Origin of the sequence: Devosia sp. 63-57 (assembly GCF_001899045.1) — a bacterium.
Classification (GTDB): Bacteria; Pseudomonadota; Alphaproteobacteria; order Rhizobiales; family Devosiaceae; genus Devosia; species Devosia equisanguinis.
In genome coordinates, this window is sequence record NZ_MKUY01000003.1 from 416,567 (window position 1) to 438,620 (window position 22,054).

Annotated in this window: 28 protein-coding genes; 14 read left to right on the forward strand and 14 right to left on the reverse strand. The window is 62.1% G+C overall.

Going from position 1 to position 22,054, the window contains the following annotated elements:
* Nucleotides 1–126 precede the first annotated feature (126 nt).
* From BGO80_RS02120 to BGO80_RS02140, 5 genes are all read right to left on the reverse strand, one after another.
* Nucleotides 127–351 (reverse strand): hypothetical protein, encoded by a 225-nt coding sequence (locus BGO80_RS02120; RefSeq protein WP_126150163.1) that lies wholly within the window; start codon nucleotides 349–351, stop codon nucleotides 127–129.
* Nucleotides 351–2,342: a threonine--tRNA ligase gene (gene thrS, locus BGO80_RS02125; protein WP_286718708.1), complete on the reverse strand. Its 1,992-nt coding sequence runs from the start codon at nucleotides 2,340–2,342 to the stop codon at nucleotides 351–353. The genes BGO80_RS02120 and thrS overlap by 1 nt, the downstream gene beginning before the upstream one ends.
* Nucleotides 2,343–2,438: 96 nt before the next feature.
* The gene (locus tag BGO80_RS02130) at nucleotides 2,439–2,840 is read right to left on the reverse strand and encodes a GFA family protein (protein ID WP_286718710.1); all 402 of its coding nucleotides are present in this window, start codon (nucleotides 2,838–2,840) and stop codon (nucleotides 2,439–2,441) included.
* Nucleotides 2,827–3,147, reverse strand: a complete 321-nt coding sequence (yidD, locus tag BGO80_RS02135; protein ID WP_286718713.1) for a membrane protein insertion efficiency factor YidD — start codon at nucleotides 3,145–3,147, stop codon at nucleotides 2,827–2,829. Before yidD ends, BGO80_RS02130 begins: the two co-directional genes overlap by 14 nt.
* 11 nt (nucleotides 3,148–3,158) lie before the next feature.
* Nucleotides 3,159–3,611 (reverse strand): iron-sulfur cluster assembly scaffold protein, encoded by a 453-nt coding sequence (locus tag BGO80_RS02140; RefSeq protein ID WP_286718715.1) that lies wholly within the window; start codon nucleotides 3,609–3,611, stop codon nucleotides 3,159–3,161.
* A 150-nt stretch (nucleotides 3,612–3,761) separates the two neighbouring features.
* On the opposite strand from BGO80_RS02140, the gene folE reads away from it, so the two are divergent.
* The 3 genes from folE (at nucleotide 3,762) to hisI (ending at nucleotide 6,251) form a co-directional block, all read left to right on the forward strand.
* On the forward strand, nucleotides 3,762–4,388 hold the full coding sequence (folE, locus tag BGO80_RS02145; RefSeq protein WP_126150168.1) for a GTP cyclohydrolase I FolE: 627 nt from the start codon (nucleotides 3,762–3,764) through the stop codon (nucleotides 4,386–4,388).
* Between the two features lie 208 nt (nucleotides 4,389–4,596).
* On the forward strand, nucleotides 4,597–5,580 hold the full coding sequence (corA, locus tag BGO80_RS02150; protein WP_126150169.1) for a magnesium/cobalt transporter CorA: 984 nt from the start codon (nucleotides 4,597–4,599) through the stop codon (nucleotides 5,578–5,580).
* Between the two features lie 218 nt (nucleotides 5,581–5,798).
* On the forward strand, nucleotides 5,799–6,251 hold the full coding sequence (gene hisI, locus BGO80_RS02155; RefSeq protein WP_126150170.1) for a phosphoribosyl-AMP cyclohydrolase: 453 nt from the start codon (nucleotides 5,799–5,801) through the stop codon (nucleotides 6,249–6,251).
* A 4-nt stretch (nucleotides 6,252–6,255) separates the two neighbouring features.
* Here the strand turns inward: hisI and BGO80_RS02160 are convergent, their stop codons facing one another.
* On the reverse strand, nucleotides 6,256–7,011 hold the full coding sequence (locus tag BGO80_RS02160; protein WP_286718723.1) for a rhomboid family intramembrane serine protease: 756 nt from the start codon (nucleotides 7,009–7,011) through the stop codon (nucleotides 6,256–6,258).
* A gap of 191 nt (nucleotides 7,012–7,202) precedes the next feature.
* Here BGO80_RS02160 and BGO80_RS02165 point away from each other — a divergent pair, with 191 nt between their 5' ends.
* The 3 genes from BGO80_RS02165 to BGO80_RS02175 all read left to right on the forward strand — a co-directional run bounded on the left by BGO80_RS02165 (nucleotide 7,203) and on the right by BGO80_RS02175 (nucleotide 9,391).
* Nucleotides 7,203–7,850, forward strand: coding sequence for a PAS domain-containing protein (locus BGO80_RS02165; RefSeq protein ID WP_286718725.1), 648 nt, complete (start codon nucleotides 7,203–7,205; stop codon nucleotides 7,848–7,850).
* A 109-nt stretch (nucleotides 7,851–7,959) separates the two neighbouring features.
* The gene (locus tag BGO80_RS02170) at nucleotides 7,960–8,589 is read left to right on the forward strand and encodes a PilZ domain-containing protein (RefSeq protein WP_286718728.1); all 630 of its coding nucleotides are present in this window, start codon (nucleotides 7,960–7,962) and stop codon (nucleotides 8,587–8,589) included.
* A 172-nt stretch (nucleotides 8,590–8,761) separates the two neighbouring features.
* The gene (locus tag BGO80_RS02175; RefSeq protein WP_126150174.1) at nucleotides 8,762–9,391 is read left to right on the forward strand and encodes a transglutaminase-like cysteine peptidase; all 630 of its coding nucleotides are present in this window, start codon (nucleotides 8,762–8,764) and stop codon (nucleotides 9,389–9,391) included.
* A 106-nt stretch (nucleotides 9,392–9,497) separates the two neighbouring features.
* Here BGO80_RS02175 and BGO80_RS02180 read toward each other — a convergent pair whose 3' ends face one another.
* A complete protein-coding gene (locus tag BGO80_RS02180) occupies nucleotides 9,498–9,818 on the reverse strand; it encodes a DUF6949 family protein (RefSeq protein ID WP_126150175.1) in 321 nt (106 codons plus the stop codon).
* 115 nt (nucleotides 9,819–9,933) lie between these two features.
* On the opposite strand from BGO80_RS02180, the gene BGO80_RS02185 reads away from it, so the two are divergent.
* Entirely contained in the window at nucleotides 9,934–10,614 is a 681-nt protein-coding gene (locus BGO80_RS02185; protein ID WP_126150176.1) for a hypothetical protein, read from the forward strand.
* A gap of 67 nt (nucleotides 10,615–10,681) precedes the next feature.
* Here BGO80_RS02185 and BGO80_RS02190 read toward each other — a convergent pair whose 3' ends face one another.
* From BGO80_RS02190 to BGO80_RS02200, 3 genes are all read right to left on the reverse strand, one after another.
* Nucleotides 10,682–10,900: a DUF3126 family protein gene (locus tag BGO80_RS02190; protein ID WP_126150177.1), complete on the reverse strand. Its 219-nt coding sequence runs from the start codon at nucleotides 10,898–10,900 to the stop codon at nucleotides 10,682–10,684.
* 116 nt (nucleotides 10,901–11,016) lie between these two features.
* Nucleotides 11,017–11,844: a serine O-acetyltransferase gene (gene cysE, locus BGO80_RS02195; RefSeq protein ID WP_126150178.1), complete on the reverse strand. Its 828-nt coding sequence runs from the start codon at nucleotides 11,842–11,844 to the stop codon at nucleotides 11,017–11,019.
* Nucleotides 11,845–11,927: 83 nt separating this feature from the next.
* Nucleotides 11,928–12,695, reverse strand: a complete 768-nt coding sequence (locus BGO80_RS02200; protein WP_286718743.1) for an alpha/beta fold hydrolase — start codon at nucleotides 12,693–12,695, stop codon at nucleotides 11,928–11,930.
* 111 nt (nucleotides 12,696–12,806) lie between these two features.
* Here BGO80_RS02200 and BGO80_RS02205 point away from each other — a divergent pair, with 111 nt between their 5' ends.
* The 5 genes from BGO80_RS02205 (at nucleotide 12,807) to BGO80_RS02225 (ending at nucleotide 16,919) form a co-directional block, all read left to right on the forward strand.
* A complete protein-coding gene (locus BGO80_RS02205; protein WP_286718745.1) occupies nucleotides 12,807–13,511 on the forward strand; it encodes a hypothetical protein in 705 nt (234 codons plus the stop codon).
* A 69-nt stretch (nucleotides 13,512–13,580) separates the two neighbouring features.
* Entirely contained in the window at nucleotides 13,581–13,826 is a 246-nt protein-coding gene (locus tag BGO80_RS02210; RefSeq protein WP_126150181.1) for a zinc-finger domain-containing protein, read from the forward strand.
* An 8-nt stretch (nucleotides 13,827–13,834) separates the two neighbouring features.
* Complete coding sequence (locus BGO80_RS02215; protein ID WP_126150182.1) at nucleotides 13,835–15,013, forward strand: FAD-dependent monooxygenase; 1,179 nt, start codon at nucleotides 13,835–13,837, stop codon at nucleotides 15,011–15,013.
* A 108-nt stretch (nucleotides 15,014–15,121) separates the two neighbouring features.
* Nucleotides 15,122–16,459 (forward strand): MFS transporter, encoded by a 1,338-nt coding sequence (locus BGO80_RS02220; RefSeq protein WP_126150183.1) that lies wholly within the window; start codon nucleotides 15,122–15,124, stop codon nucleotides 16,457–16,459.
* The gene (locus tag BGO80_RS02225) at nucleotides 16,431–16,919 is read left to right on the forward strand and encodes a GNAT family N-acetyltransferase (RefSeq protein ID WP_502686534.1); all 489 of its coding nucleotides are present in this window, start codon (nucleotides 16,431–16,433) and stop codon (nucleotides 16,917–16,919) included. Before BGO80_RS02220 ends, BGO80_RS02225 begins: the two co-directional genes overlap by 29 nt.
* Nucleotides 16,920–17,152: 233 nt before the next feature.
* Here the strand turns inward: BGO80_RS02225 and gnd are convergent, their stop codons facing one another.
* The gene (gene gnd / locus BGO80_RS02230; protein ID WP_286718755.1) at nucleotides 17,153–18,571 is read right to left on the reverse strand and encodes an NADP-dependent phosphogluconate dehydrogenase; all 1,419 of its coding nucleotides are present in this window, start codon (nucleotides 18,569–18,571) and stop codon (nucleotides 17,153–17,155) included.
* A gap of 202 nt (nucleotides 18,572–18,773) precedes the next feature.
* Between gnd and BGO80_RS02235 the strand changes: the two genes are divergently transcribed.
* Complete coding sequence (locus tag BGO80_RS02235; protein WP_286718758.1) at nucleotides 18,774–19,544, forward strand: glucose 1-dehydrogenase; 771 nt, start codon at nucleotides 18,774–18,776, stop codon at nucleotides 19,542–19,544.
* Nucleotides 19,513–20,076, forward strand: coding sequence for a gluconokinase (locus tag BGO80_RS02240; RefSeq protein WP_286718761.1), 564 nt, complete (start codon nucleotides 19,513–19,515; stop codon nucleotides 20,074–20,076). The genes BGO80_RS02235 and BGO80_RS02240 overlap by 32 nt, the downstream gene beginning before the upstream one ends.
* A 47-nt stretch (nucleotides 20,077–20,123) precedes the next feature.
* Here the strand turns inward: BGO80_RS02240 and BGO80_RS02245 are convergent, their stop codons facing one another.
* The 3 genes from BGO80_RS02245 to BGO80_RS02255 form a co-directional block, all read right to left on the reverse strand.
* Nucleotides 20,124–20,876 carry an SDR family NAD(P)-dependent oxidoreductase gene (locus tag BGO80_RS02245; RefSeq protein ID WP_286718764.1) on the reverse strand — a complete coding sequence of 251 codons (753 nt, stop codon included), beginning with the start codon at nucleotides 20,874–20,876 and terminating at the stop codon, nucleotides 20,124–20,126.
* Between the two features lie 110 nt (nucleotides 20,877–20,986).
* Entirely contained in the window at nucleotides 20,987–21,466 is a 480-nt protein-coding gene (locus tag BGO80_RS02250) for a CYTH domain-containing protein (RefSeq protein WP_286718765.1), read from the reverse strand.
* 3 nt (nucleotides 21,467–21,469) lie between these two features.
* A complete protein-coding gene (locus tag BGO80_RS02255; RefSeq protein ID WP_286718768.1) occupies nucleotides 21,470–22,006 on the reverse strand; it encodes a methylated-DNA--[protein]-cysteine S-methyltransferase in 537 nt (178 codons plus the stop codon).
* Nucleotides 22,007–22,054: the final 48 nt, after the last annotated feature.

The window sequence follows — 22,054 nt, forward strand, 5'->3', positions numbered from 1 at the left end:
TACCCCTCCTGTCCTCCCCTGAAGAAGGGGAGGAAACCACCGCGTGGGTGGCTCGATCTATTCTCACCCACAGGCCTGCTCCTCCCCCTTCTTCAGGGGGAGGCTGGGTGGGGGTTAAAACGCAGTCTACCGTTTCCACCGCCCGGTGAAATAGACTTCCTCGTCGTGAATGACGCGGCCCTTTTCGGTGGTGCGGAATTTCCCCGGCTCCACCTCTTCGACCCATTTCTTCTTCAGCATGCCGGCAAAGGTCTTTTCGCCGATATCCTTGAAGTCATCCGGGCCGAGGATTTTGTCCTCTCCCAGATGATAGAGGGCCTTCATTTCGCGGTTCGATGGACGCTGTGGCATCAGAGCGCTTTCTGCCCGGCTTCCTTGAGATCGGGCGGGGTCGCCTCCGCCATCAGCGCTACCAGCGCATCCATGAACGGTTGCACCTGCTGGCCCTCGGTGCCGAGACGGCGGATGGAGACATTGCCCTCCTCGGCCTCGCGCTTGCCGACCACGAACAGCAGCGGCACCTTTTGCACCGAGTGCTCGCGCACCTTGTAGTTGATCTTCTCGTTGCGCGTGTCGATCTCGGCCCGAATGCCGGCCGAACGCAGCTGGCGCACCAGCTTTTCGGCGTAATCATCGGCTTCCGAGACGATGGTGGCCACCACAACCTGGGTCGGGGCCAGCCACATCGGCATCTTGCCGGCATGGTTCTCGATCAGAATGCCGATGAAACGTTCGAGCGATCCCAGGATGGCGCGGTGCAGCATCACGGCGAACTGGCGCGAACCGTCCTCGGCCACATAGGTGGCGTTGAGACGCTCGGGCAGCACGTAATCGAGCTGCAGCGTGCCGACCTGCCAGGACCGGCCGATGGCGTCCTTGAGATGGAATTCAAGTTTGGGCGCATAGAAAGCACCCTCGCCTTCCGCGATCTCGAAGTCATAGCCGGTCGCGCGCAAGGCATCGCCCAGCGCCTTCTCTGCGGCATCCCAACGCTCGATGGTGCCACCAAACTTCTCCGGGCGCGTCGCAAGCTTGATGACGACGTTTTCGAAGCCGAGATGGCCATAAACCGAATAGAGCAGATGCACGAAGTGCTCGGTTTCGCTCTGGATCTGGTCTTCGCGGCAGAAAATATGCGCGTCGTCCTGCGTCATCTGGCGCACGCGCATCAGGCCATGCAGCGCGCCATGGGCCTCGTTGCGGTGGCAGCAGCCGAATTCGGCCATGCGCAGCGGCAAGTCGCGATAGGACTTGATGCCCTGGTTGAAGATCTGCACATGCGCCGGGCAGTTCATCGGCTTGAGCGCCAGGAGGTCGCCAACCTCTTCGAACACCGGACCGTCTTCGTCGGTGTTGGGCACCACATCGGGCACCACGAACATGTTTTCGCGATATTTGCCCCAGTGGCCGGACTGTTCCCAGAACTTGGCGTTCATCAGCTGGGGCGTCTTGACTTCGACATAGCCGGCGCCATTCAGGCGGCGACGGATATAGGCTTCCATCTGGTTGTAGATGACAAATCCGCGCGGATGCCAGAACACCGAGCCCTGCGCCTCTTCCTGGAAATGGAAGAGATCGAGGTCACGGCCGATCTTGCGGTGGTCGCGCTTTTCGGCCTCTTCCACCATGACGAGGTAGGCGTCGAGCTCTTCCTTGCTCGCGAAAGCCGTCCCATAGATGCGGCTCAGCACCTCGCGATTGCTGTCGCCACGCCAATAGGCGCCGGCCACCTTGGTCAGCTTGAACGCCTGGCCGACATCCTTGACGCTACGCATATGCGGGCCGCGGCAAAGATCGATCCACTGGCCCTGCTTGTACATCTTCAACGACTGGTCAGCAGGAATCGCATCGACCAGTTCGACCTTGAACTCTTCGCCCTTGGCGCGGAAGAAATCCTTGGCCTGATCGCGGGTCCACACTTCCTTGGTGAAGGCTGCGCCGCGATCGATGATCTCGCTCATCTTCTTTTCGATGGTGCGCAGCTCGTCTTCCGTGAACGGGCCCTGCTGGCGATAGAAGTCGTAGTAGAAGCCGTTCTCGATCACCGGACCGATCGTCACCTGCGTATCCGGCCAGAGCTCTTGTACCGCCTCGGCGAGCACGTGCGCGGCATCGTGCCGGATCAGTTCCAGCACGTCCTTGGAGCCACTGTCGCGCGTGACGAATTCGATCTTGCCGTCGGCATCGAGCGGGTCCGCAAGATCGGACAGCACGCCATTCCACTTCATGGCGACCGTCTTCTTGGCCAGGCTCTTGGAGATCCCTTCGACCACGGTGGTGCCGGTGGTGCCGCGCGGGAACTCGCGAGATGCACCATCGGGGAACGTCACCTTGATCGACATTTCATGTCTCCAGAAATTGGGTTGAGTGCAGCGCCTGTCGCTGCAAGGGCGCCTGAATAGCACGATTTCCAGGCGATGCCAGCCTTTAGATGCCGGTCATTCCGGCATGCCCTCGAACTGGGGCAGGCTGTCCGTGATCTCGTACCAGGGCGCTTTCGAGCCGACGAACATGTGGAAAGACGGGCGCACCGTGGGCGCATCGATCAGCGTGCCCATGGCCACATGGGTGTTGCCGTTGTCGGCGATGACGGAATAGAGGAACGAACCGCAGGTCCCGCAATGAACATCGTGGTTCCGGGGCGGCGTGCCATAATACAGCACAAGCTCGGCGCCATGGGTCAGGCGCAGACGACCCGTCTTGATCGCAGCCATCGGCTTGAACGCCGAGCCGGTAGCACGTCGGCAGCGTGAGCAATGGCAATAAAAGGCCGCGGCAAAAGCGTCTTCGACCTCGTAGCCGACAGCGCCGCACAGGCACCCGCCCCTAAGCGTGCTCATGCTTTTCCCCTCGCCACTGTCCGTAACGCCACGGCAAGTACCAGCGCCCCCGCTCCGGCAAGCTCGAGGGCACCGGATCGTAACCGTGAGTGCCGCCGGGCCGGCAGCGCCAGAAGCGCGCCAGCCCCATCCAGCCGCCGGGCCAGAACCCGAATTGCCAGATCGCGTCGCGGGTAAATTCCGAGCAGCTGGGCATGTGCCGGCAGGTGCGCCCCATAAAGGCGGAGAAGGTGTAGCGATAGAGTGTGATGAGGAAGACCGCGGCCACCTTGAAGGGGAAATCTATCGCCCGCCATAATTGCGTCATGAATCGATCCATCAGCTTTGCGCCGCAACCTCTTGTGCCGACTCGAGCTTTTCCAGCGCCTGAGCGATGGCATCGAACACCAGAAGGGTGGACATGTGCCTGTTGGGATAGTCCCGCACTGGCTCTAGATATTTGAGATCGGACCATTTGCCAGCAGGCGGCACGCCACCGGCCTTGAGCATGTCGTGCATCTGCTGGCGTACGCCGAGAAACTCGGGCACCGGCGTACCCACCACCTCGCGCGCCACCACGGCGGCAGAGGTTTGTCCCAAAGCACAGGCGGACACGTCGTGGCCATAGGCGACGATCACGCCACCCTCGACCTTGAGGTCGACCTCGATCACCGAGCCACAGACGCGGCTGACCTTGCGCGCCGAAGCGTCGGCATCGGTCAGGCGCCTCGGCTGGACCGCATTGCCGGCCAGGTCGAGGATTTTTTCGGAATAGAGATCGCTGAGCTCCATGGCGGCGGCAATTCTGTTTCTTGTTCCGGTCTCGTTCCGCTTCTATATAGGAGCTCTCCAGCGGACTGTCAGAACAATCTGCTGCTGACATGATCCGACACGCCTACAGCCACGTTATATCAAGCGGTCGCAACGCAAGGAGCCCGACCTATGGACGCCCCAGTCAAGCCGCTCAAGCCAGCGACCACGAGCCAGGTCGCATTGCCCCGCCCGACCAAGGAAGAAGCCGAAGCCGCCGTGCGGACGTTGATCGCCTGGGCCGGAGACGACCCCAATCGCGAGGGCCTGTTGGACACCCCCGCGCGCGTCGCCAAGGCCTATGGCGAGCTGTTCGCCGGCTATGGCCAGGATGCAGCAGCGGTGCTGTCCAAGACCTTCAAGGAGGTCGGTGGCTACGACGATCTGGTGCTGGTCCGGGACATTCCCTTCTACGCCCATTGCGAGCACCACATGGTGCCCTTCTATGGCAAGGCCCATATCGCCTACCTCCCCCATGACGGCGTAGTGGGCCTGTCCAAGCTGGCACGGCTGGTCGAAGTTTTTGCACGGCGCCTGCAGACGCAGGAAACCATGACAGCGCAGATCATCGACGCCATCAACGAAAACCTGGGCCCGCGCGGCGCGGCGGTTATGCTCGAGGCCGAGCATATGTGCATGACCATGCGTGGCATCAAGGCGCATGACGTCAAGACGGTTACGCACCGCTTCACGGGGGTCTTTGCCGAAGATCGCGTCGAGCAGGATCGTTTCTTTGCCATGGTGGCCGGCCGCCGTTAGGGCGGTCCGCGATTCCTCGTTCCACATTCACGAAACTGCGCAGTGCCAGTGCTAAATTAGCGCTGGCCTCTTGCTGCCTAAAGGTCTAGACCGGCCGGGCAATGACAGACCCTTCCTTACGGAACGCATCGACAATCAAGAGCAGCAAAGCGCTATAGCGCCCGGGTTATCCGGCGCGCGACAGCGCCGGCAAACCATGGAGCCAGCCATGCTGAAAGCCTTCTCCTGCGCCAGCGATCTGCTGACCGAAACCGAATTCACCGGCGACCCCAGCGGCCTGGTCTGGATTGATCTGATCAATCCCTCGCGTGATGAAGACCGCGCCGTCGAAGAGGCCCTGGGCATCGTCATCCCCTCGCAAGCCGACATGGCCGAGATCGAACTCTCCGCTCGCCTCTATCACGAGGACGGCGCCGAGTTCCTGACCATGACGGCACTGGCCAATCTCGATACCGATGACGCCATCAAGATGCCGGTGACCTTCATCCTCAAGGGCACAACGCTGGTGACGGTGCGCTGGTGCGATCCGCGCCCCTTTTCGGCCTATCGCGTCCGCGCCGCCAAGCAGAAGGATACACCTTCACGCACCGGCGAACATGTCATGCTCGGCCTCTTGGAAGCACTGATCGACCGCATGGCGGACGCGCTGGAGCGGCTTGGCACCGATGTCGATCACATCTCCCGCGACATCTTCCGCAACAAGTCGCGCAACGTCTCCAAGAAGACGCGCGACCTGCAGGCGGTGATCGAAAAGATCGGCGCCAAGGCCGAACTGCTGAACCTGATCCAGGAAAGCCTTGTCAGCATTGGGCGGCTAACCGCCTATCACGGCGCCATGGACGACACACCGCGCAAAAGCGCGGTGAACAAGGAAAACCGCAACCTGCTCAAGGTCGTGCAGCGCGACGCCATCTCGCTTGGAGAACATGCAAGGGGACTCAATGGCCGCGCCAGCTTCCTGCTGGATGCGACGCTGGGCCTCATCAATCTCGAGCAGAACCAGATCATCAAAATCTTCTCGGTCGCCGCCGTCGTCTTCCTGCCGCCCACCTTGGTAGCCTCAATCTATGGCATGAACTTCGACATCATGCCGGAACTGCATTGGGATTTTGGCTATCCCTTCGCGATCTTCCTGATGATCCTGTTCGCCGTGCTGCCTTATCTGTTCTTCAAGCGGAAGGGCTGGCTGTAAGCCCGCCTGCCGGACGGTCCTTATACCCTCGCCGCGCATCACCCTTGGGCTTGATCCGAGGGGCTTGTGCGGAGTTTGCCATGGGAAAGTGAAGAGCCCTCGGGTCACGCCCGAGGGTGACGTGCTGTGAATGCGGTGGCATTTCAGAAGCCCGCCTCCCCCTTCCCCTCATCCCGCTTCCACGCTAAAGCCCGCTTACGCCAACCGGAGCCACGGCAATGACCATCGCTTTCGCCGATCCGAAATCACTCGACCACGCTGCGCTCGAAGAAGGTACCGCCTTTGCGCCGCGCTTCGATGCGCATGGCCTGGTGACCGTGGTGACCATCGAAGAGGGCAGCAATGCCGTGCTGATGGTCGCGCATATGAATGCCGAGACGCTGTCGCTCACGCTCGAAACCGGCATCGCCCATTACTGGTCGCGGTCGCGCCAGTCGATCTGGAAGAAGGGCGAGACCTCGGGCGAATTGCAGGAAGTGGTGGAGATGCGCGTCGATTGCGACCAGGATTGCCTGGTCATGGCCGTGCGCCAGACCGGCCGCGGCGCTGCCTGCCACACCGGCCGCAAATCCTGCTTCTATCGCCGCGTCGCGATCAAGGACGGCGCGGCGGTGCTCGAAGACACCGGCATGCCGCGCCTCTTTGATCCGCACGCAGTTTACGGCCACTGACCGGTCAGGGCGCTGGCGCGGGCGGCGGCACCGGCCGCTCGAACAGCCCCACCATCAGCATGCCGGCTATGAAACCGCCCAGATGCGCCTGCCAGGCGATTCCCAGGCTGGTGCCCGTCAGCAATGGCAGGAAGGGAATGGCGGCGTTCAAAATCAGCCATATCAGCGCGAAATAGCGCGACCTTGGATTGGTAAAGACCTCGCCGATGCTCGCCAATTTGCGCCCAAGAATCACCTGCTGGCCGGTTTCGGGATGGCGCGCCACCAGCACCGGCTGGAAGATGAAGCGGGTCGCCGCCCCGGTCAGGCCCGCGACGCCACCGGATGCACCAATGAGATAGACCCCATCGCGCAGCGTGAAGGCGGCAAAGGCTGCCGCACCCGCCGCCGCCGAAACCAGGAATATCACCAGCATCGCCCCTGCCCCATATCGCCGCGCCACCGGGGTGGCGAAGATGGCCAACCAGGCGACATTGATCAGCAGGTGGTCCCAACCGCCGTGAAGGAAGGCGTGTGAAAACGGCGTCCAGATCAGCGGCATGGCGATGCCGATATCCTGTGCCGCCAGCCAGATGCGGGCGGGCTGGAACGCGAACCAGAAAATCAGCTGCTGCTTGCCTTCGGGGTTAAGAACCAGGGTTGATGCGAGGTGAATCGCGACGAGCACGCCGGCAAGCACGGTCACCGCGCCCGGAAGCAGAAAGATTGGCTCGCGCGCTGGAGAGCCCTGATTGGCGGGCCCTTGCCCCTGATCACTCATCGAATAGTCCTGAACCTGAGGTGCTGCGCCACTTTGCGTTAACTTTTCCACATTGGGGCAGCCGCGTTAACCTTAACTTTTCTTTAAGCGGGCGTTTGCGTCGGCATTTTGCCATTGTCTCGGACGCGGCGGACGCGCTCCCAGGGGGTGAGCGCCTCCCCTGCTTGGAATGGCGGGTCCAGACGATGCAGATGTCGAGCACCAAGACGCTCTATACCTATTGGAACACGATTCGCGGCTCCCGCAGCGCGCCGGATCGCCGCGACATCGACCCGACCCGCATCCGCGAGGCGCTTGCCAACACCTTTATTCTCGAACTCGACGAGTCCGACCGCTTCTCGTTCCGCCTGGCCGGATCGCATCTGTGCACCAGCTATTGCCGCGAATTGAAGGGTCGCTCCTTCTCGGCGCTCTGGCACGACCGCGACAACGACGCCATGGAGACCCTGCTCCGCGCCGTGACCGAAGATCATGCCGTGGCGCTGGTGACCTTCCAGGGCACCACGGCCCTGCACACCAAGACCAATTTCGAAGCCATCCTCATGCCGCTGCGCCATAATGGCACCACCCATACGCGGGTGCTGGGCGCGATGACGGCACTCGATGAGCCCTATTGGCTCGGGGTGCAGCCGATCCTCGAGCAGCGGATCACCGGTCTGCGCCTGATCTGGCCGGATGAAGTGCCTGCTGAGGAAACCGTGCGCGAGGTCGCCTCCAGCGTCGTCAATGACGTGCGCTTCGCCCACAGCGCCCCATCCTTGGCCATGCCGACAACGGTCTATGGCCGCTCAGCCCGCCGCTATGCCCACCTGGCGGTCATCGACGGCGGCCGGAACTGATTGAACGCGCGGCATTTTCCGCGTGTTCTGCTGACCACCAACACCATGCGTTAACCAAGATCGCTTAGCCTGCTTGTGGAAAACCCTCGAGGCTGGGACCGGTTGACGCATGCTAAGTGATGACATCTCCTCGCCGGATATCGTGGCCGTTCGCCCTCGCGCGAACGATGAGCGTTTTCAGCGCGTCAAGGTGTCGATTCTCGGCCGCTACATGCTGGCCGACCGCCGCGAATTCCCCTGCCAGGTGCTGTCCATGTCGCCCGGCGATGCCGTGGTCATTGCCCCGGTCTCGGGGATCAATGGCGAACGCGTCATCGCCTATCTCGATCATATCGGGCGCATCGAAGGCACCATTATCGGTCAGATCGATGGCGGCTTCGTCATGGATATCGCCGCCTCGCCGCGCAAACGCGACAAGATGGCTGCCCAGCTGACCTGGCTGGCCAACAAGGATTTGCTCAACCTGCCGGAAGACCGCCGGCATGAGCGCGTCGTCCCCGACATCCGCCACTCGACCATCGTGCTCGATGACGGCCGCCGCTACAACTGCAAGATCATCGACATTTCGCTCTCTGGCGCGGCCATCGAGCTCGACGTTCGCCCGGCCATGGGCACGCCGGTGACGCTGGGCCGCATGCGCGCCCGCGTCGTGCGCCATTTCCAGAATGGGGTCGCGGTCGAGTTCGCCGCATCCCAGGAAATGCTGACCGTGGTGCAGCAGAACCTCCGGATGAACTGACGCGCCCAGAGGCAGGCCGGCATTGTGCCGCGATGGGCTGGACTCAGTTGGTTAATGCAACCCTGCAAGCCCCTGTAAAATACCGATAAAATTCGCATAAAAACTGTCTCGCAGTTTTCGGGTCGGGGCAATGGCCCCTCTCTAACGTGGTCTCCATCAGGGAGATCGCGTTATGGCAATCAACAACAAGGGCGTGCTGGCGGGACTTATCGCCGCTTTCGTGGCAATCGCCTGCGCTGCACCGGCGGCGGCACTCGACCTTACCAATGTCGCCTTCATCCAAACCGCGACCGGGACCACCTCGATCCCCGTTGGCCACCTGGAATTCTGCAAGAGCCGCGCCAATGAGTGCCGCCCCAATGACGGTGTGGTCGAGGCCATGCCGCTCAACGAGACCAATTGGCAGCAGCTGGTTTCAGTGAATGCCTATTACAACCAGACGATCCAGCCGGCGACCGACATGGAGCTCTATGGCGTGGAAGAGTTCTGGACCTATCCCACCAGCGGCTACGGGGATTGCGAGGACTACGCGCTGATCAAGCGGCGCGACCTGATCAATGCCGGCTGGCACCCCAGCACGCTGATGGTGGCCGTGGTCCGCCAGACCAATGGCGATGGCCATGCCGTGCTTATTGCCCGCACCGATCGTGGCGACCTGGTGCTCGACAACCAGGATGGCACCATCCGCCTGTGGAGCGACACGCCTTACCAGTTCATCAAGCGCCAGTCGCAGGCCCATGCCGGCCAGTGGGTCGACATGATCGATACCCGCCCGATGGTGATTGCGGCCAGCACCCGCTGAGAGTTTCCGAGCCCCGCCCCAAGCTTTCCCTGATAGGGGTTCGAAGAGCAAGGCCGGTCACGCGCAAGCGGACCGGCCTTGCTGTATTCGGCGCTGGCAAAAGCGCTCAATAGCGGATTGCCACATAGACGCTCATGAACAACAGCCCGGTGATGAAGGCCCAACCAAAGGCGACGAGGGCCGAGAACAATACCGATGCCATCGAGATCGTGCCGTCGTCCTCATGGCGCCAGCCCATCTGCAGCATGATGTAGGGCCCACACACGAAGCTGACCGCCAGATTCCCCAGCGAGCTCACGAAAGTCTGCCCATCGTAACGGAGCATCGCCGGCTGACGCACCAGCCATTGATACAGGTGAGTCGTGGCGCCTGAGATGCACAACCCTACCCCCATGATCAAGGCAGCCAGCAAGAGTTCTCGCGTCATCCGATGCGTCCCCACGATTTCGGCAAAGCCGATTTAATGCCTTAACTCTTTGTTAAGCATATTGGCTGCCCTATGGCCTGTCACCTGCGCGTGGAAAACTTGGTTAACGCTGGCCATGACCAACAGCACTTCATCGGCCGATGCGCCCTATGCGGGTCGCAGCCATGTCGCCTATAACCTTGCGGGCATTGCACTTTTGCTGTTGCTGGCGGCCGTCGGCGCTGCCTATTTAATCGACCGGGCAGCGCGCAATACCCACATCACGGCGCCCGTCATCGACGATTCGAAAAGCCTGACGCAGACCGTCGGTGGCCAGGAATTAACTATCCCAGCCAGCTGGTTCCGCTATGGGGAACAGATGCGCAGCGGCTTTGCCAGCCAGGTCGACCTGGAGGTCCAGCTCAAGCTGCTCGAGAACGGACCTGCCCTGCCGGTGCAGGTCACCCTGTTGCCCAGCAACAAGGCGCGCGCCAGCAGCGTGCTGCTCGACACGGTCTATCTGCATCAATTCGGGGAGGGCACGATCGGCGGCTATGCTGGCCTTGTGGGCAAGCCTCTGCTTGCCAGCGACGGTTATAGTGGCGAGACCGTCTGGTACGACCCGCTTTCGCCGGTGCCCTTCGTGGCCAAATGTGCAATTCCCGTCACTGACCAGGGCGAAGGGCGCTGTCTGCGTACCGTGCATCTGCCGGGAGGCCTCGCGGCCATTTTTACCTTCGACAGGACGGCTCTTGCCGCCTGGAGAGCCTTCGATCCGGAGATGGCGCGCTGGCTAGGCCAGATCGGGGCACTTTAGGCCCGCTCCCTCCGGATGGTTCGGGCAATGACCCGCCAGGGGTCATCGCCAGCAACGTCAGTTGATCTCAGTCGATATCGTCGAGGTCGATGTCCAGGATCGACATCGAGAACATGTAGGACTTGTCGCCGTCTTCGTCGTCGACATGGATCAGCCCGATCGACTCTTCACCAACGAAGACCTCGACCGAGTCGTTCAGCTTGGCGCGCGGACGCACGTCGATGTTGCGATTGTTGAAGGTGCGCTGCAGAAACTTCTGCAGCTTGATGATCTCGGGATGGTTCACGTCCAAATGTCCTGCTGTTGGGGTAAGGCGGCAATCTAGTGACTGCCTCGGCGCTGACAACCCCCGCTCCGGGGCATTTTATCGGGAACAACCCTGCCGCGACCCTTGCAGTGGGATCAGCCGTTCTGATCGTAAACCAGCACCATCTGGTCCATCACCAGCGCCGGCTGCGCACATCCGGCCTCCCCGATCACTTTGGCGGGTACGCCGGCAACGGTGCTGCGCGGAGGCACTTCCTTGAGCACGACCGAGCCAGCGCCGATGCGCGAGCAATCACCGACCTTGATGTTGCCCAGTACCTTGGCCCCGGCGCCAATCAGGACGCCATTGCCGATCTTGGGGTGACGATCCTCGTCGGACTTGCCGGTGCCGCCCAGGGTAACGTTCTGCAGCATCGACACATTGTCCCCGATCACCGCGGTTTCCCCGATGACGAGACCAGTGCCGTGGTCGAGCATGATTCCCTTGCCCATCACCACGGCGGGATTGATATCCACCTGGAACACCTGGCTCGAGCGGCTTTGCAGGTAAAGCGCGAAATCGCCGCGGCCATCGCGATGCATGGCATGGGCAAAGCGGTGGGTCTGGATGGCCTGATAGCCCTTGAAATAGAGGAGCGGCTCAACAGCGCGATGACAGGCCGGATCACGCTCCAGCGTCGCGGCCAGATCGGCGCGTGCAGCCTCGCCGATTTCGGGGTGATCGCGCACGATGTCGGCAAAAGCCTGGCGGATGATGTCCGCCGAAACATCCTCATGATCGAGTCGGGCAGCCAGGCGATGGGCAAGCGCCGCTTCAAAGCTATCGTGATTGAGGATGGAGGCCAGCACCAGATTGGCCAGCGACGGCTCGCGATCCAGAATGTCCTGCGCTCCGGCTCGCACTGCTTCCCAGACGGGATCAACGGACTGGATCTGGGGCGACTTCTTGGCAATGCCGGTCATGGGCCGATCTCCGCATTATCGGGGACAACGGATATATGCCAGATTGTTTCCCGTTTCAAAGGCTACAAGCAGAGATTGGTTCCTCAAACCGCAACAGCGGGGAATGTCTTTCCCAGGAATTCCAGGGCTGCCGCCTTGAACGCCCTGTCACCGGTCGCACGCATGTGATCACGCTTGGGAATAACGAAAGCCTCGCCATGCGGCAGCAGTTCGGCCAGCGGCTGTGGCGACCCTGCCATTTCGTCCGCCTCACCCACTGCCACCAGCACCGGCACTTCGATCCGCCGAACATCGGCCCGCGCCATGGGCTGGCGTGAGGTTTCCATGCAGGCCGCCAGTGCCTCGCGATCCGACCCGGTATGATCGGCAAAGATGCGGAACTGTCGCGCCGTCGGATGCGTGAGGTCAGCCAGATTCGGCGCGCGCAGGCCGGCGATGATGTCATTGCCGTCGGTGAGACCATTGATGAGGTTCATGCCCATGCCGCCGAAAATCGCGGCGACGACGCGATCCGGGTGATCATAGGTCAGGAAAGCCGCAACGCGGGCGCCCATGGAATAGCCAAGCACGGCCGCCCGCTCGATGCCAAGGTGGTCAAGCAGCGCAAGCGCATCATTCGCCATCTGCGCCGGATAGTAATCCTCGGGATCATGCGGCTTGTCCGATAGACCATGCCCGCGATTGTCGAGGGTGATCGCCTGATAGCCTGCGCCGGTGAGCGTCTCGACCCAGCCGGTGTCGATCCAGTTCACCTTGCCGCTCGAGGCGAAACCGTGGATGCACAGCACCGGCGGGCCGTTCCCGGCGACTTCATAGGCAAGCTCGACATCACCTGATTTGAAACGCGGCATTTGAAGCTCCTTTGGTCTCTCTCTTATCCATCCGGACCTCCTACGACCAGATTCGATTGCGCCGCGGCCCATTCTCATTTAAAGCTCACTGAGCCATTAATGAGGTCCGACATGCGCATCTGCATTACCGCCCTGCTCAGTCTGGTTCTGGTTATACAAGCTCAGGCGGCGACGTTGCAGGAGATCGTGGCAAAGCTCGACGGCACCGACTATCTGGTGCGCAGCACCTGCAAGGACCTCGGAACGGACAAGCTCTATCTTGGCGACGTCGCGGATAGCGAGTTCCGGGTATTCATGCTGTTCACCGCCAATTCGGTAAATGCACTCAACATCACCAAGCAATGCGAGGCGACCGGCCAGCTGGTGGCGCCACTCACCGTTCGCAAGAACCAGGGCGGCACGCTCGACATACGGATTGGCGACGTACCAGAAAACGGCGATGGCGTTGAGGCGCAGTCGCTGGCTGATTTCGCCGCGACCATCAATGCCGAGCTGGCAAAGGCCGACACGGTGGAAGTGGCTATTGCCAAGGATGAACAACCCCTGCTGCAACCCATCGGCACGATTGTTGGGGCCGCCAGCACCACCCTACTCTTCTTGGACAAGATGCCACCGCAATTGGCCCTCGACTATCTCAAGGCCTGCTATCGCACCTGCGATACGGCGACCTTCGCCCTACAGCCGCCGCAGATCGACAAGAGCTATTTTTCCATTCTGATCCGCGCGATCGGCTGGTTCCCGGAAGGTGTGACGGCCCCCTCCGGTTCCGCCGAGCGCAAAATCGGCACCGCAGTCGGTGCGACAAAGAAGAATTAGCTTTCCCTTTTCTTCGCGCCTCGCCTTGGCTATGGTCGCGCCAAATCAAACCCTTATCCAGGTCCGACCATGGCCCACGGCACCACACCGCACTTCCACAACACCCAAGGTCTGCGCAGCATTGAGATTGGGTCCAAGGAGTTCCAGTGCATCGGCGCCCTGCCGCCCTTCGACCACCCGCACATCTTCCTGGACATGGGCAAGGGCGACGAGATTGTCTGCCCCTATTGCTCGACCCTTTATATCTATAAGGCCGAACTGGGCGCCGGGCATGCAAATCCCCCGTCGGCCATTTTCGAGGCCCACGCCGCCTGAGTAGTCCCATGCCCGCCACGGGCCGCAATTACATCATTGCCGGTGCCGGCATTTCCGGCATGACGCTGGCTCTGGCCCTTGCCAAGTTCGGCGCAAGCGTTCTCGTCCTGGAACGCAGTCCGGGCGTGCAGGAGTTTGGTGCCGGCCTGCAGATCAGTCCGAATGCCCGGCTGGTGCTGAACCAGCTCGGCCTCAGCGACGCCATCGACCAAGTCAGCCTCGAGCCCACTGCGCTGGATGTTTATCCGCAGGGCAGCTTGGCGCCCGCCGTGAGCATGGAGCTCGGCACATTGATGCGGGAGCGATTCGGATCGCCCTATGCCGTCATGCATCGCGCCGATCTCGCCGGCCTGCTCTACAAGGCGTGCCGGCGCTTCGCCAATATCGACATCCTGTTCGGCGTACGCGGCTGGACTGTAGACGCCCAGGACCGTGGGGTCACAGTTTCGGTCGAGGAAGCCAGCGGACAGACCCGCACGACTCGCGGCCTGGCTTTTCTTGGCGCCGACGGTGTGCATTCGCAGACGCGCCAGACGCTGCTCGACGGCCCCGCAGCGCGTTTTGGCCGGCGACTGGCCTGGCGGACGCTGGTGCCTGCCGGCGATGTCGCCGACTATCTGGCCATCGATCATGTCTCGGTGTTTTTCGGCAGCGGCTTCCACCTTGTCTGTTATCCGATGCCCCATCGCGGGCAGGTCAACCTGGCACTGTTCATGCCTGGCGATACGCCGGACAAACCCAGCGGACAACCAAGGCCAGCCAGGCCCGGCAAGCGTGCCGGCGCCATCATCGCCGCCGCCGGCAACCGCTGGACGCCCTGGCCCCTGTTCACGGTCGACACGCCCACCTGGCACAAGGGCAATATCGGCCTGCTCGGCGACGCCGCCCATGCCATGGTGCCGTTCCAGGCGCAGGGCGCGGCCATGGGCATCGAGGATGCTGCCGTCCTGGCACGCTTGCTCGCCAATGGCGCCGCCGAAGACGCCAACAGTGCGCTGGCCAGCTATGTGACGGAGCGACAGGCGAGAGTGCGCCGCGTGGCTGCCCTCTCGGCCAGCAATGGCCGAATTTTCCACATGAAATGGCCGCTCAGCATGGCCCGTAACCTTGTGATGACATCGCAGGGACCGCGGGGGCATCTGAAACGCCTCGGCTGGATTTATGACTATGACGCCGGGCTGGTGTGAGGCCGGCCCGATCAACTGAAGGGCTTCGCCCTTGCTTCGCGGCGCGCGCCCGTGTCAATTGCGACATGGGCCATCGGCCGGGATAGACAGAAGGGTTTGAACCACCGCATGCCATCTGCGACACGCTCCCGACTGACGCTCACCTGCATTCTCATCACGGTCCTGCTCGACATGATCGGCGTCGGCATCATCGTGCCGGTGCTGCCTGAACTGCTCGAGGATTTGACTGGCGGCAGCGTGGCCGATGCGGCCGTTATCGGCGGCTACCTGGTTTTCGCCTATGCCTTCATGCAGTTCGTGTTCTCTCCCGTGCTCGGCAATCTCTCCGATCGGTTCGGGCGCAGGCCGGTGCTGCTATTGTCTCTGCTGGGACTGACCTTCGACTATCTCATGATGTCGATCGCCCCTTTTGTCTGGTACCTGTTCATCGGCCGCATCATTGCCGGCATTGCCGGCGCGGCATTGGCAACGGCCACGGCCTATATGGCCGACATCACCCCGCCGCATAAGCGCACCCACCGCTTCGGCCTGATCGGTGCCGCCTTCGGCCTGGGCTTCATCATCGGTCCGGTGATCGGTGGCGAATTGGGCGAATTGGGGCCGCGGGTGCCCTTCTACGCCGCCGCAGCTCTTGCCTTCGCCAATTTTCTGTTCGGCCTGCTCGTCCTCCCCGAAAGTCTGCCCAAGGCGTCGCGCCGCAAGTTCGACATTCGCCGCGCCAACCCGCTGGGCGCGGTCGTGGCGCTGCGGCAATATTCCTCGGTGCTCTGGCTCCTGGCCGTGCTGTTCTTCCTGCAGCTGGCCACGCAGGCGCTGCCGACGATCTTCAGCTATTTCACCGTCGAGGTGTTTAGCTTCTCCTCGTCCAATATCGGGCGCACGCTGGGGGCCTTCGGCATCGGCTTTGCGTTCAGCCAGGCGGTTTTGGCCGGGCCCCTGTCGAAGGGCCTGGGTGAACCGGCGGTCGGCATAATCGGCCTCGCGGCGGCGGCAATCGCCTTTGCCGGCATCGCCTTTTCAGCCGATGTCTACCAGCTCTACCTGTTCATTGCCGTCGGCACGGTCAGCGGCCTGGCCCCACCAGCCATCAATGGCCTGCTCTCTCGTCAGGTGCCCGACAACAGCCAGGGGGAATTGCAGGGCGCGGTGAACGCGGCAAGCTCGCTAGCCACCATTATCGGCCCGCTCGCGGCAACGCAGATCTTTTCATATTATTCCGCCGCCCCGAGCTCGGGCCATTACTTCCCCGGCGCGCCGTTCATAGCCTGCGGAATAGCCGTGGTGATAGCCGTCCTGATCTTTGCCATCGCCTCGTTCCGCTTCGAGCTGGGGCGTCGTCCGAGCGTCGCCGATCACCCGCATGTGCCCGAGATGCCCCCGCCCGGACAGGTCCGCAATGCGCCATTGGAGACTGGGAATGACGACGACAATTCGCGCCGCTACTGACGCCGACTGGCCGGCGATCCTCGCCATGCTCCATCCCGTCTTCGCCGCGGGCGAGACCTATGCCGTGGACCGGGACCTTGATGAAGCCGGCATCCACAGTTTCTGGATGATGCCTGGACACGAAGTGTTCGTTGCCGAAATCGACGGCAAGGTGGTGGGCACCTATTACCTTATGGCCAACCGGCACGGTGGTGGCGCCCACGTGGCCAATTGCGGTTACGTCACCTCAGAGTCAGCGCGCGGAAAAGGCGTGGCCAGCGCCATGTGCACCCACTCGCTCACCAGAGCTCGTGAACGCGGTTTCCGCGCCATGCAGTTCAATCACGTCGTGTCGACCAATGAAGGCGCTGTAGCGCTGTGGCAGAAACTCGGCTTCACCATTGTCGGCACCCTGCCCGGCGCCTTCGAGCACCCGGTGCATGGTTTCGTGGACGCCTATGTGATGTTTCGCGCACTCTAGAGCGTTTCACGTTCTGGTTGACGCGGCTCCATCGCCCCCTCCCCCCATGAGGGGGAGGGCCGGGGTGGGGGGTGGTTGAGTGGGCCACTGATGGACCCCCACCCACATTCCCTCCCCTCAAGGGGGAGGGAGGCGAAAGCGCCCTGAGTTCACCTCAGTTTGAAACGCTCTAGATAGCGCAAACAAAAGGCCCCGCTTGCGCGGGCCAGTGACAGAAGTGCGAAAGCGGTCGCTTACTTGCCCAAAGTGCTCGGCCAGGTGCCGTGCAGGTCGGTGCCGCGGCCGACGATCTCGAAGCCGTGTGCGCCGAAGAAGTCGCGCTGACCCTGGATCAGATTGGCAGTGCCCTGGGCCTGACGATAGCTGTCGAAATAGCTCAGTGCGGCCGAGAGACAGATCATCGGGAATTCGCCGACGGCGGCAGCGGCCACCACCTTGCGCAGGCTCGGATGGCTGTCCTTCATGATGGTGACGAAATCGGGCACCACCAGAAGATTGGTCGCTTCGCCCTTGGCATAGGCCGAGCTCATCTGATCAAGGAAGCGGGAGCGGATAATGCAGCCGGCGCGCCAGATCTTGGCAATGGTGGCCAGTGGCAGTGCCCAGCCGTTCTCTTCCGATGCCTTGGCGATGACGGCAAAGCCCTGGGCATAGGAGACGATCTTGCCGGCGAGCAGCGCCTTTTCCAGGTCTTCGAGCGTCACATCGGTCTTGGCGCGGTTCGGCTTGCCATAGATGGCCTCGGCCGCGACGCGTTCATCCTTGCGCGAAGAAATCGAGCGAGCCGCCACGGCGCCTTCGATGGCTGTGGCCGGCACCCCCATTTGCTGGGCGGCGATGGCGGACCACACGCCAGTGCCCTTCTGGCCGGCCTTGTCGAGGATCAGATCGACCAGCGGCTTGCCGCTTTCGGCATCGACCGCATCCAGCACATGGCCGGTGATCTCAATGAGGTAGGAGTTGAGCGGACCCTCGTTCCACTTCTTGAACACGGCGGCGCATTCCTTGGCCGTCATGCCCAGGCCGTCGCGCATCACGCCATAGACTTCGGCGATCATCTGCATGTCGCCATATTCGATGCCGTTGTGGATGGTCTTGACGAAGTGGCCGGCGCCGCCTTCGCCGAGATAAGCGCAGCAGCTTTCGCCATTGAACTTAGCGGCGATGGCGGTCAGTACCGCTTCGGCATTGTGCCACTGCTCCTTGGAGCCGCCGACCATGATCGAGGGGCCATGGCGAGCGCCCTCTTCACCACCGGAAACACCGACGCCGAGATAGCCGATATTCTTGGGCTTGAGATAGTCGAAGCGGCGCTGCGTGTCGGTGAACAGCGAGTTGCCGCATTCGATGATAGCGTCGCCAGGCTCGAGATGGGGCAGCAACTGCTCGATCATGTCGTCGACCGGCTTGCCGGCCTTGACCATGATGATGATCGAGCGCGGCGCCTTTACCGTCTGGACGAAGTCGGCCAGGTCATATTTCGGAATGGTCTTGCCATCGAGGCCCTGTTCCTTGGCCTCGGCAACGAATTCATCGATACGCCCGGGCGACCGGTTGTGAACGGCGACGGTGTACCCCTTTTCGGCGATGTTGAGGGCAAGATTGGACCCCATCACTGCAAGGCCGATAAGGCCAATATCCGCTGTCGACATCCACAAGTCCTTCCGAATTCGTCATACTATGCACGCAGCGCATAGCGCGCGGCGGCGAAATGACCACAATATGCGCGGATAAGGAAGGGCCGAATGCACACTTTTCGACCACGCCACGCTTCTTGTATGGAAGTTTTCGACAATGATTGTACCCCTGGCCGCGCTAAACTAATGAACACGCACAAAAGAAAGGGCAGCTCCCATGGCTCCAAGCAATCCGTTTGACCTCAAGGGCCGTCGTGCCCTGGTCACCGGCTCCAGCCGCGGCCTCGGATTCGCCATGGCCAAGGCCCTGGCCCAGGCAGGCGCGGCGGTCGTGCTCAATGCCCGCGACAGCGTCGCGCTCGGCAATGCCGCAGCCGATCTCGGCGATGGCGGTCACGATGTCAGCGCCGTCGCCTTCGACGTCACCAGTCGCGATAGCGTCAATGAGGCCATTACTCATATCGAGAACGAAATTGGCCCTATCGACATTCTGGTCAACAATGCAGGCATGCAATTCCGCTCGGCCCTCGAGGCCTTCCCGCCCGAAAAGTTCGACCAGATCGTCACCACCAATCTGACCTCGGTGTTCAACGTCGCCCAGCCGGTGGCGCGCCACATGATTGCGCGCGGGCATGGCAAGATCATCAATGTCTGCTCGCTCCTGGCAGAGCTTTCCCGGCCCTCAATCGCGCCCTATGCGGCAACCAAGGGCGCAGTGGCCAATCTCACCCGTGGCATGGCGGTGGACTGGGCCAAGCATGGTCTTAACGTCAACGGCATCGCCCCCGGCTATTTCGCCACCGAGATGAACGAGGCCCTGCTCAAGGACGAAAAATTCAACAGCTGGATCGCCGGCCGCACCCCGATGGGGCGCTGGGGCCAGCCCGAAGAACTCGGCGGCGCCGCCGTCTTCCTGGCCTCCGAGGCCTCACGTTTTGTCAACGGACACATTCTCTATGTCGACGGCGCCTTCACAGCTACGGTTTGAACCGGCCCGCATCATCATCGTGATGGGCGTGTCATCCTCGGGCAAATCCACGATCGGGGCGGCGCTCGGCCGCGCCCTGCACGCGCCGTTCCTCGATGGCGACAAATACCATCCCGAGGCCAATGTCGAAAAAATGCGCAACGGCATTCCGCTGACCGACGAGGACCGCTGGCCCTGGCTGGAAGCGCTCAGCGCCGCCTTGGTCGAGGCGGCGGAAAAGAAAAACGTCGCGGTTGGCGCCTGCTCGGCACTGCGCAAAGCCTATCGCGACTTCATCACCGAAAAGGCCGGCGAGCCGGTGCTGTTTGTCTATCTCGACGGCAGCCGCGAAGTCATCGGCGAGCGCATGGCCAAGCGCCATCACGAATACATGCCGACCAGCCTGCTCGACAGCCAGTTCGCGACGCTGGAAGTGCCCGATCCGGACACGGAGAATGTCCTGAAAGTGCCGGTGACCGATCCGGTCAATCGTATCGTCACCACGGTCACGGCAGCGCTTCCCCAGCACAAGAGTTTTAAGCGCTGGCAGTAAAATGGCGTAAGCCCCGACCATAAGCCGGGGCCTGCCGATTATGCCGCTTATTGCGCGGTGTAGGCGCCGTCCACCAGATGGTAGGAGCCGGTGATATTGGACGCAGCGTCGGACAACAGGAACAGCGTCAGCGCCGCGACCTCCTCGGACTTGCCCAGCCGACCGATTGGATGGATGGAGGTCAGTCCGTCATAGGCTTCCTTGGGCACGGCGGCCAAGAGCGGGGTATCGATGAAGCCCGGGCCAACAGCGGTAACGCGAATGCCCTTTTTGGCATAATCCAACGCGGCCGACTTGGTCATGCCGACCACGCCATGCTTGGCGGCGACATAGGCCGGAGCGTTGGGGAAGGCTACGGAGCCAAGGATGGAGGCCATGTTGACGATGGCGCCGCCACCATTCTTCAGCATCTCGGCAATTTCGTACTTCATCGAATAGAAGACGGAGTTGAGATTGATGTCGATGACCTTGTGCCAGCCTTCGAACGTGTAGTCGCCCAAGGGCGCTGCATCGCCGCCGATGCCGGCATTGTTCACGGCCAGATCGAGCTTGCCGAAGGTGTCGACGGTGAACTTGACCGCCTTTTCGACCTGATCGACCTTGCCGACATCGACCGCAACGGCAGCGGCTTCGCCGCCGGCGGACTTGATCGCCTCAACCAGCTTCTGGGCGGCGTCGAGCTTGAGATCGGCCACCACTACCTTTGCGCCGCGCGCGGCCAGCTGTTTGGCAACGGCCTCGCCGATACCCGACGCTGCGCCGGTAACGAAGGCAACCTTGCCTGCAAAATCCTTGGTCATGTGGACCTCCTGTGTTTGTCCATCACATGTGGGCCACCGAAGCGGGCGCTGCCATGATCGAGGTCAAACTTTGGAGTGAACAGCCCGTTCAAAGGACAGGACCAATGCTGTCAAGATGCCGTCGCAATCGGCACGCCTGGCATGCGCGACAGACTGGCATTGGCGTAGCGGTCGTCGTGGCTGACTTCAGGTCCGGCCCAGTCCGGCAGGGCCACAGCCTGGTCGGCCGAAACAAGTTCTACTTCGGCCATGACCAAACCCGCATGGGCGCCCTCGAACACATCGACCTCCCAGGTCAACCCGGCATGCGGCACGATATGGCGACGTTTCTCGACAACATGCGGCCTTGCCATGTCCAGCATGGCCCTGCCCTCGTCCAGCGGCACCTCATATTCAAACTCGGCACGTGAAATGCCTGATGTCGGCCCCTTCAAGGTCAGGAAGGCCCTGGCATCGTCGACGATGCGGATGCGCACGGTGGCCTTGGCGCTGGTGGAGAGATAGCCCTGTCGCATGGCCGAACTGCCGATCACCGCCTCGCGCCAGCTATCGCCCAATACCAGGAATTTCCGTTCGATCTCGACGCCCATCGCTCAAAACCCGAATGTCATCTGCCCGGCTGGCGTGCCGACCGACACCCCTTCCAAGGCCAGCATTTTCACCTTCGATGCCGCTCCACCCGGCGCCGAAAACCCGCCCGGCTTGCCATCGCTGGCCAGCACCCGATGGCAGGGAATAACCAGCGGCATCGGATTGGCCCCCATCGCCTGCCCCACGGCACGGGACAGGTTCACATCGCCCAGTTGCCGCGCCAAGTCGCCATAAGTCCGCGTTTCGCCCCAAGGCACGCTGAGCAGGAGATCATAGGCGCGGCGATGGAACTCCGGCGCCCCGCGCAGATCGAGCGTCACCCCCGAAAAATCCACGCGCTCGCCCTCCGCATAGTCCTCGATTCGATCCATCAGGGCCGCAATTTCACGTGTCGGCGACCCCAACCGGGCGCCATTGCGCCCAAGACGCTCGGCCATGATCTCCGGCGCATCGCCCGGCAGAAGAACCCGGCAAAGACCCCGATCGGTCCAGCCCAGCCCGAATACACCCAATGCCGTATCGAAGATTGCAGTGTCCATTTTCAGACCATAGGCGCCGCGCCGCAGAGAAACCAGAACCTGATACGG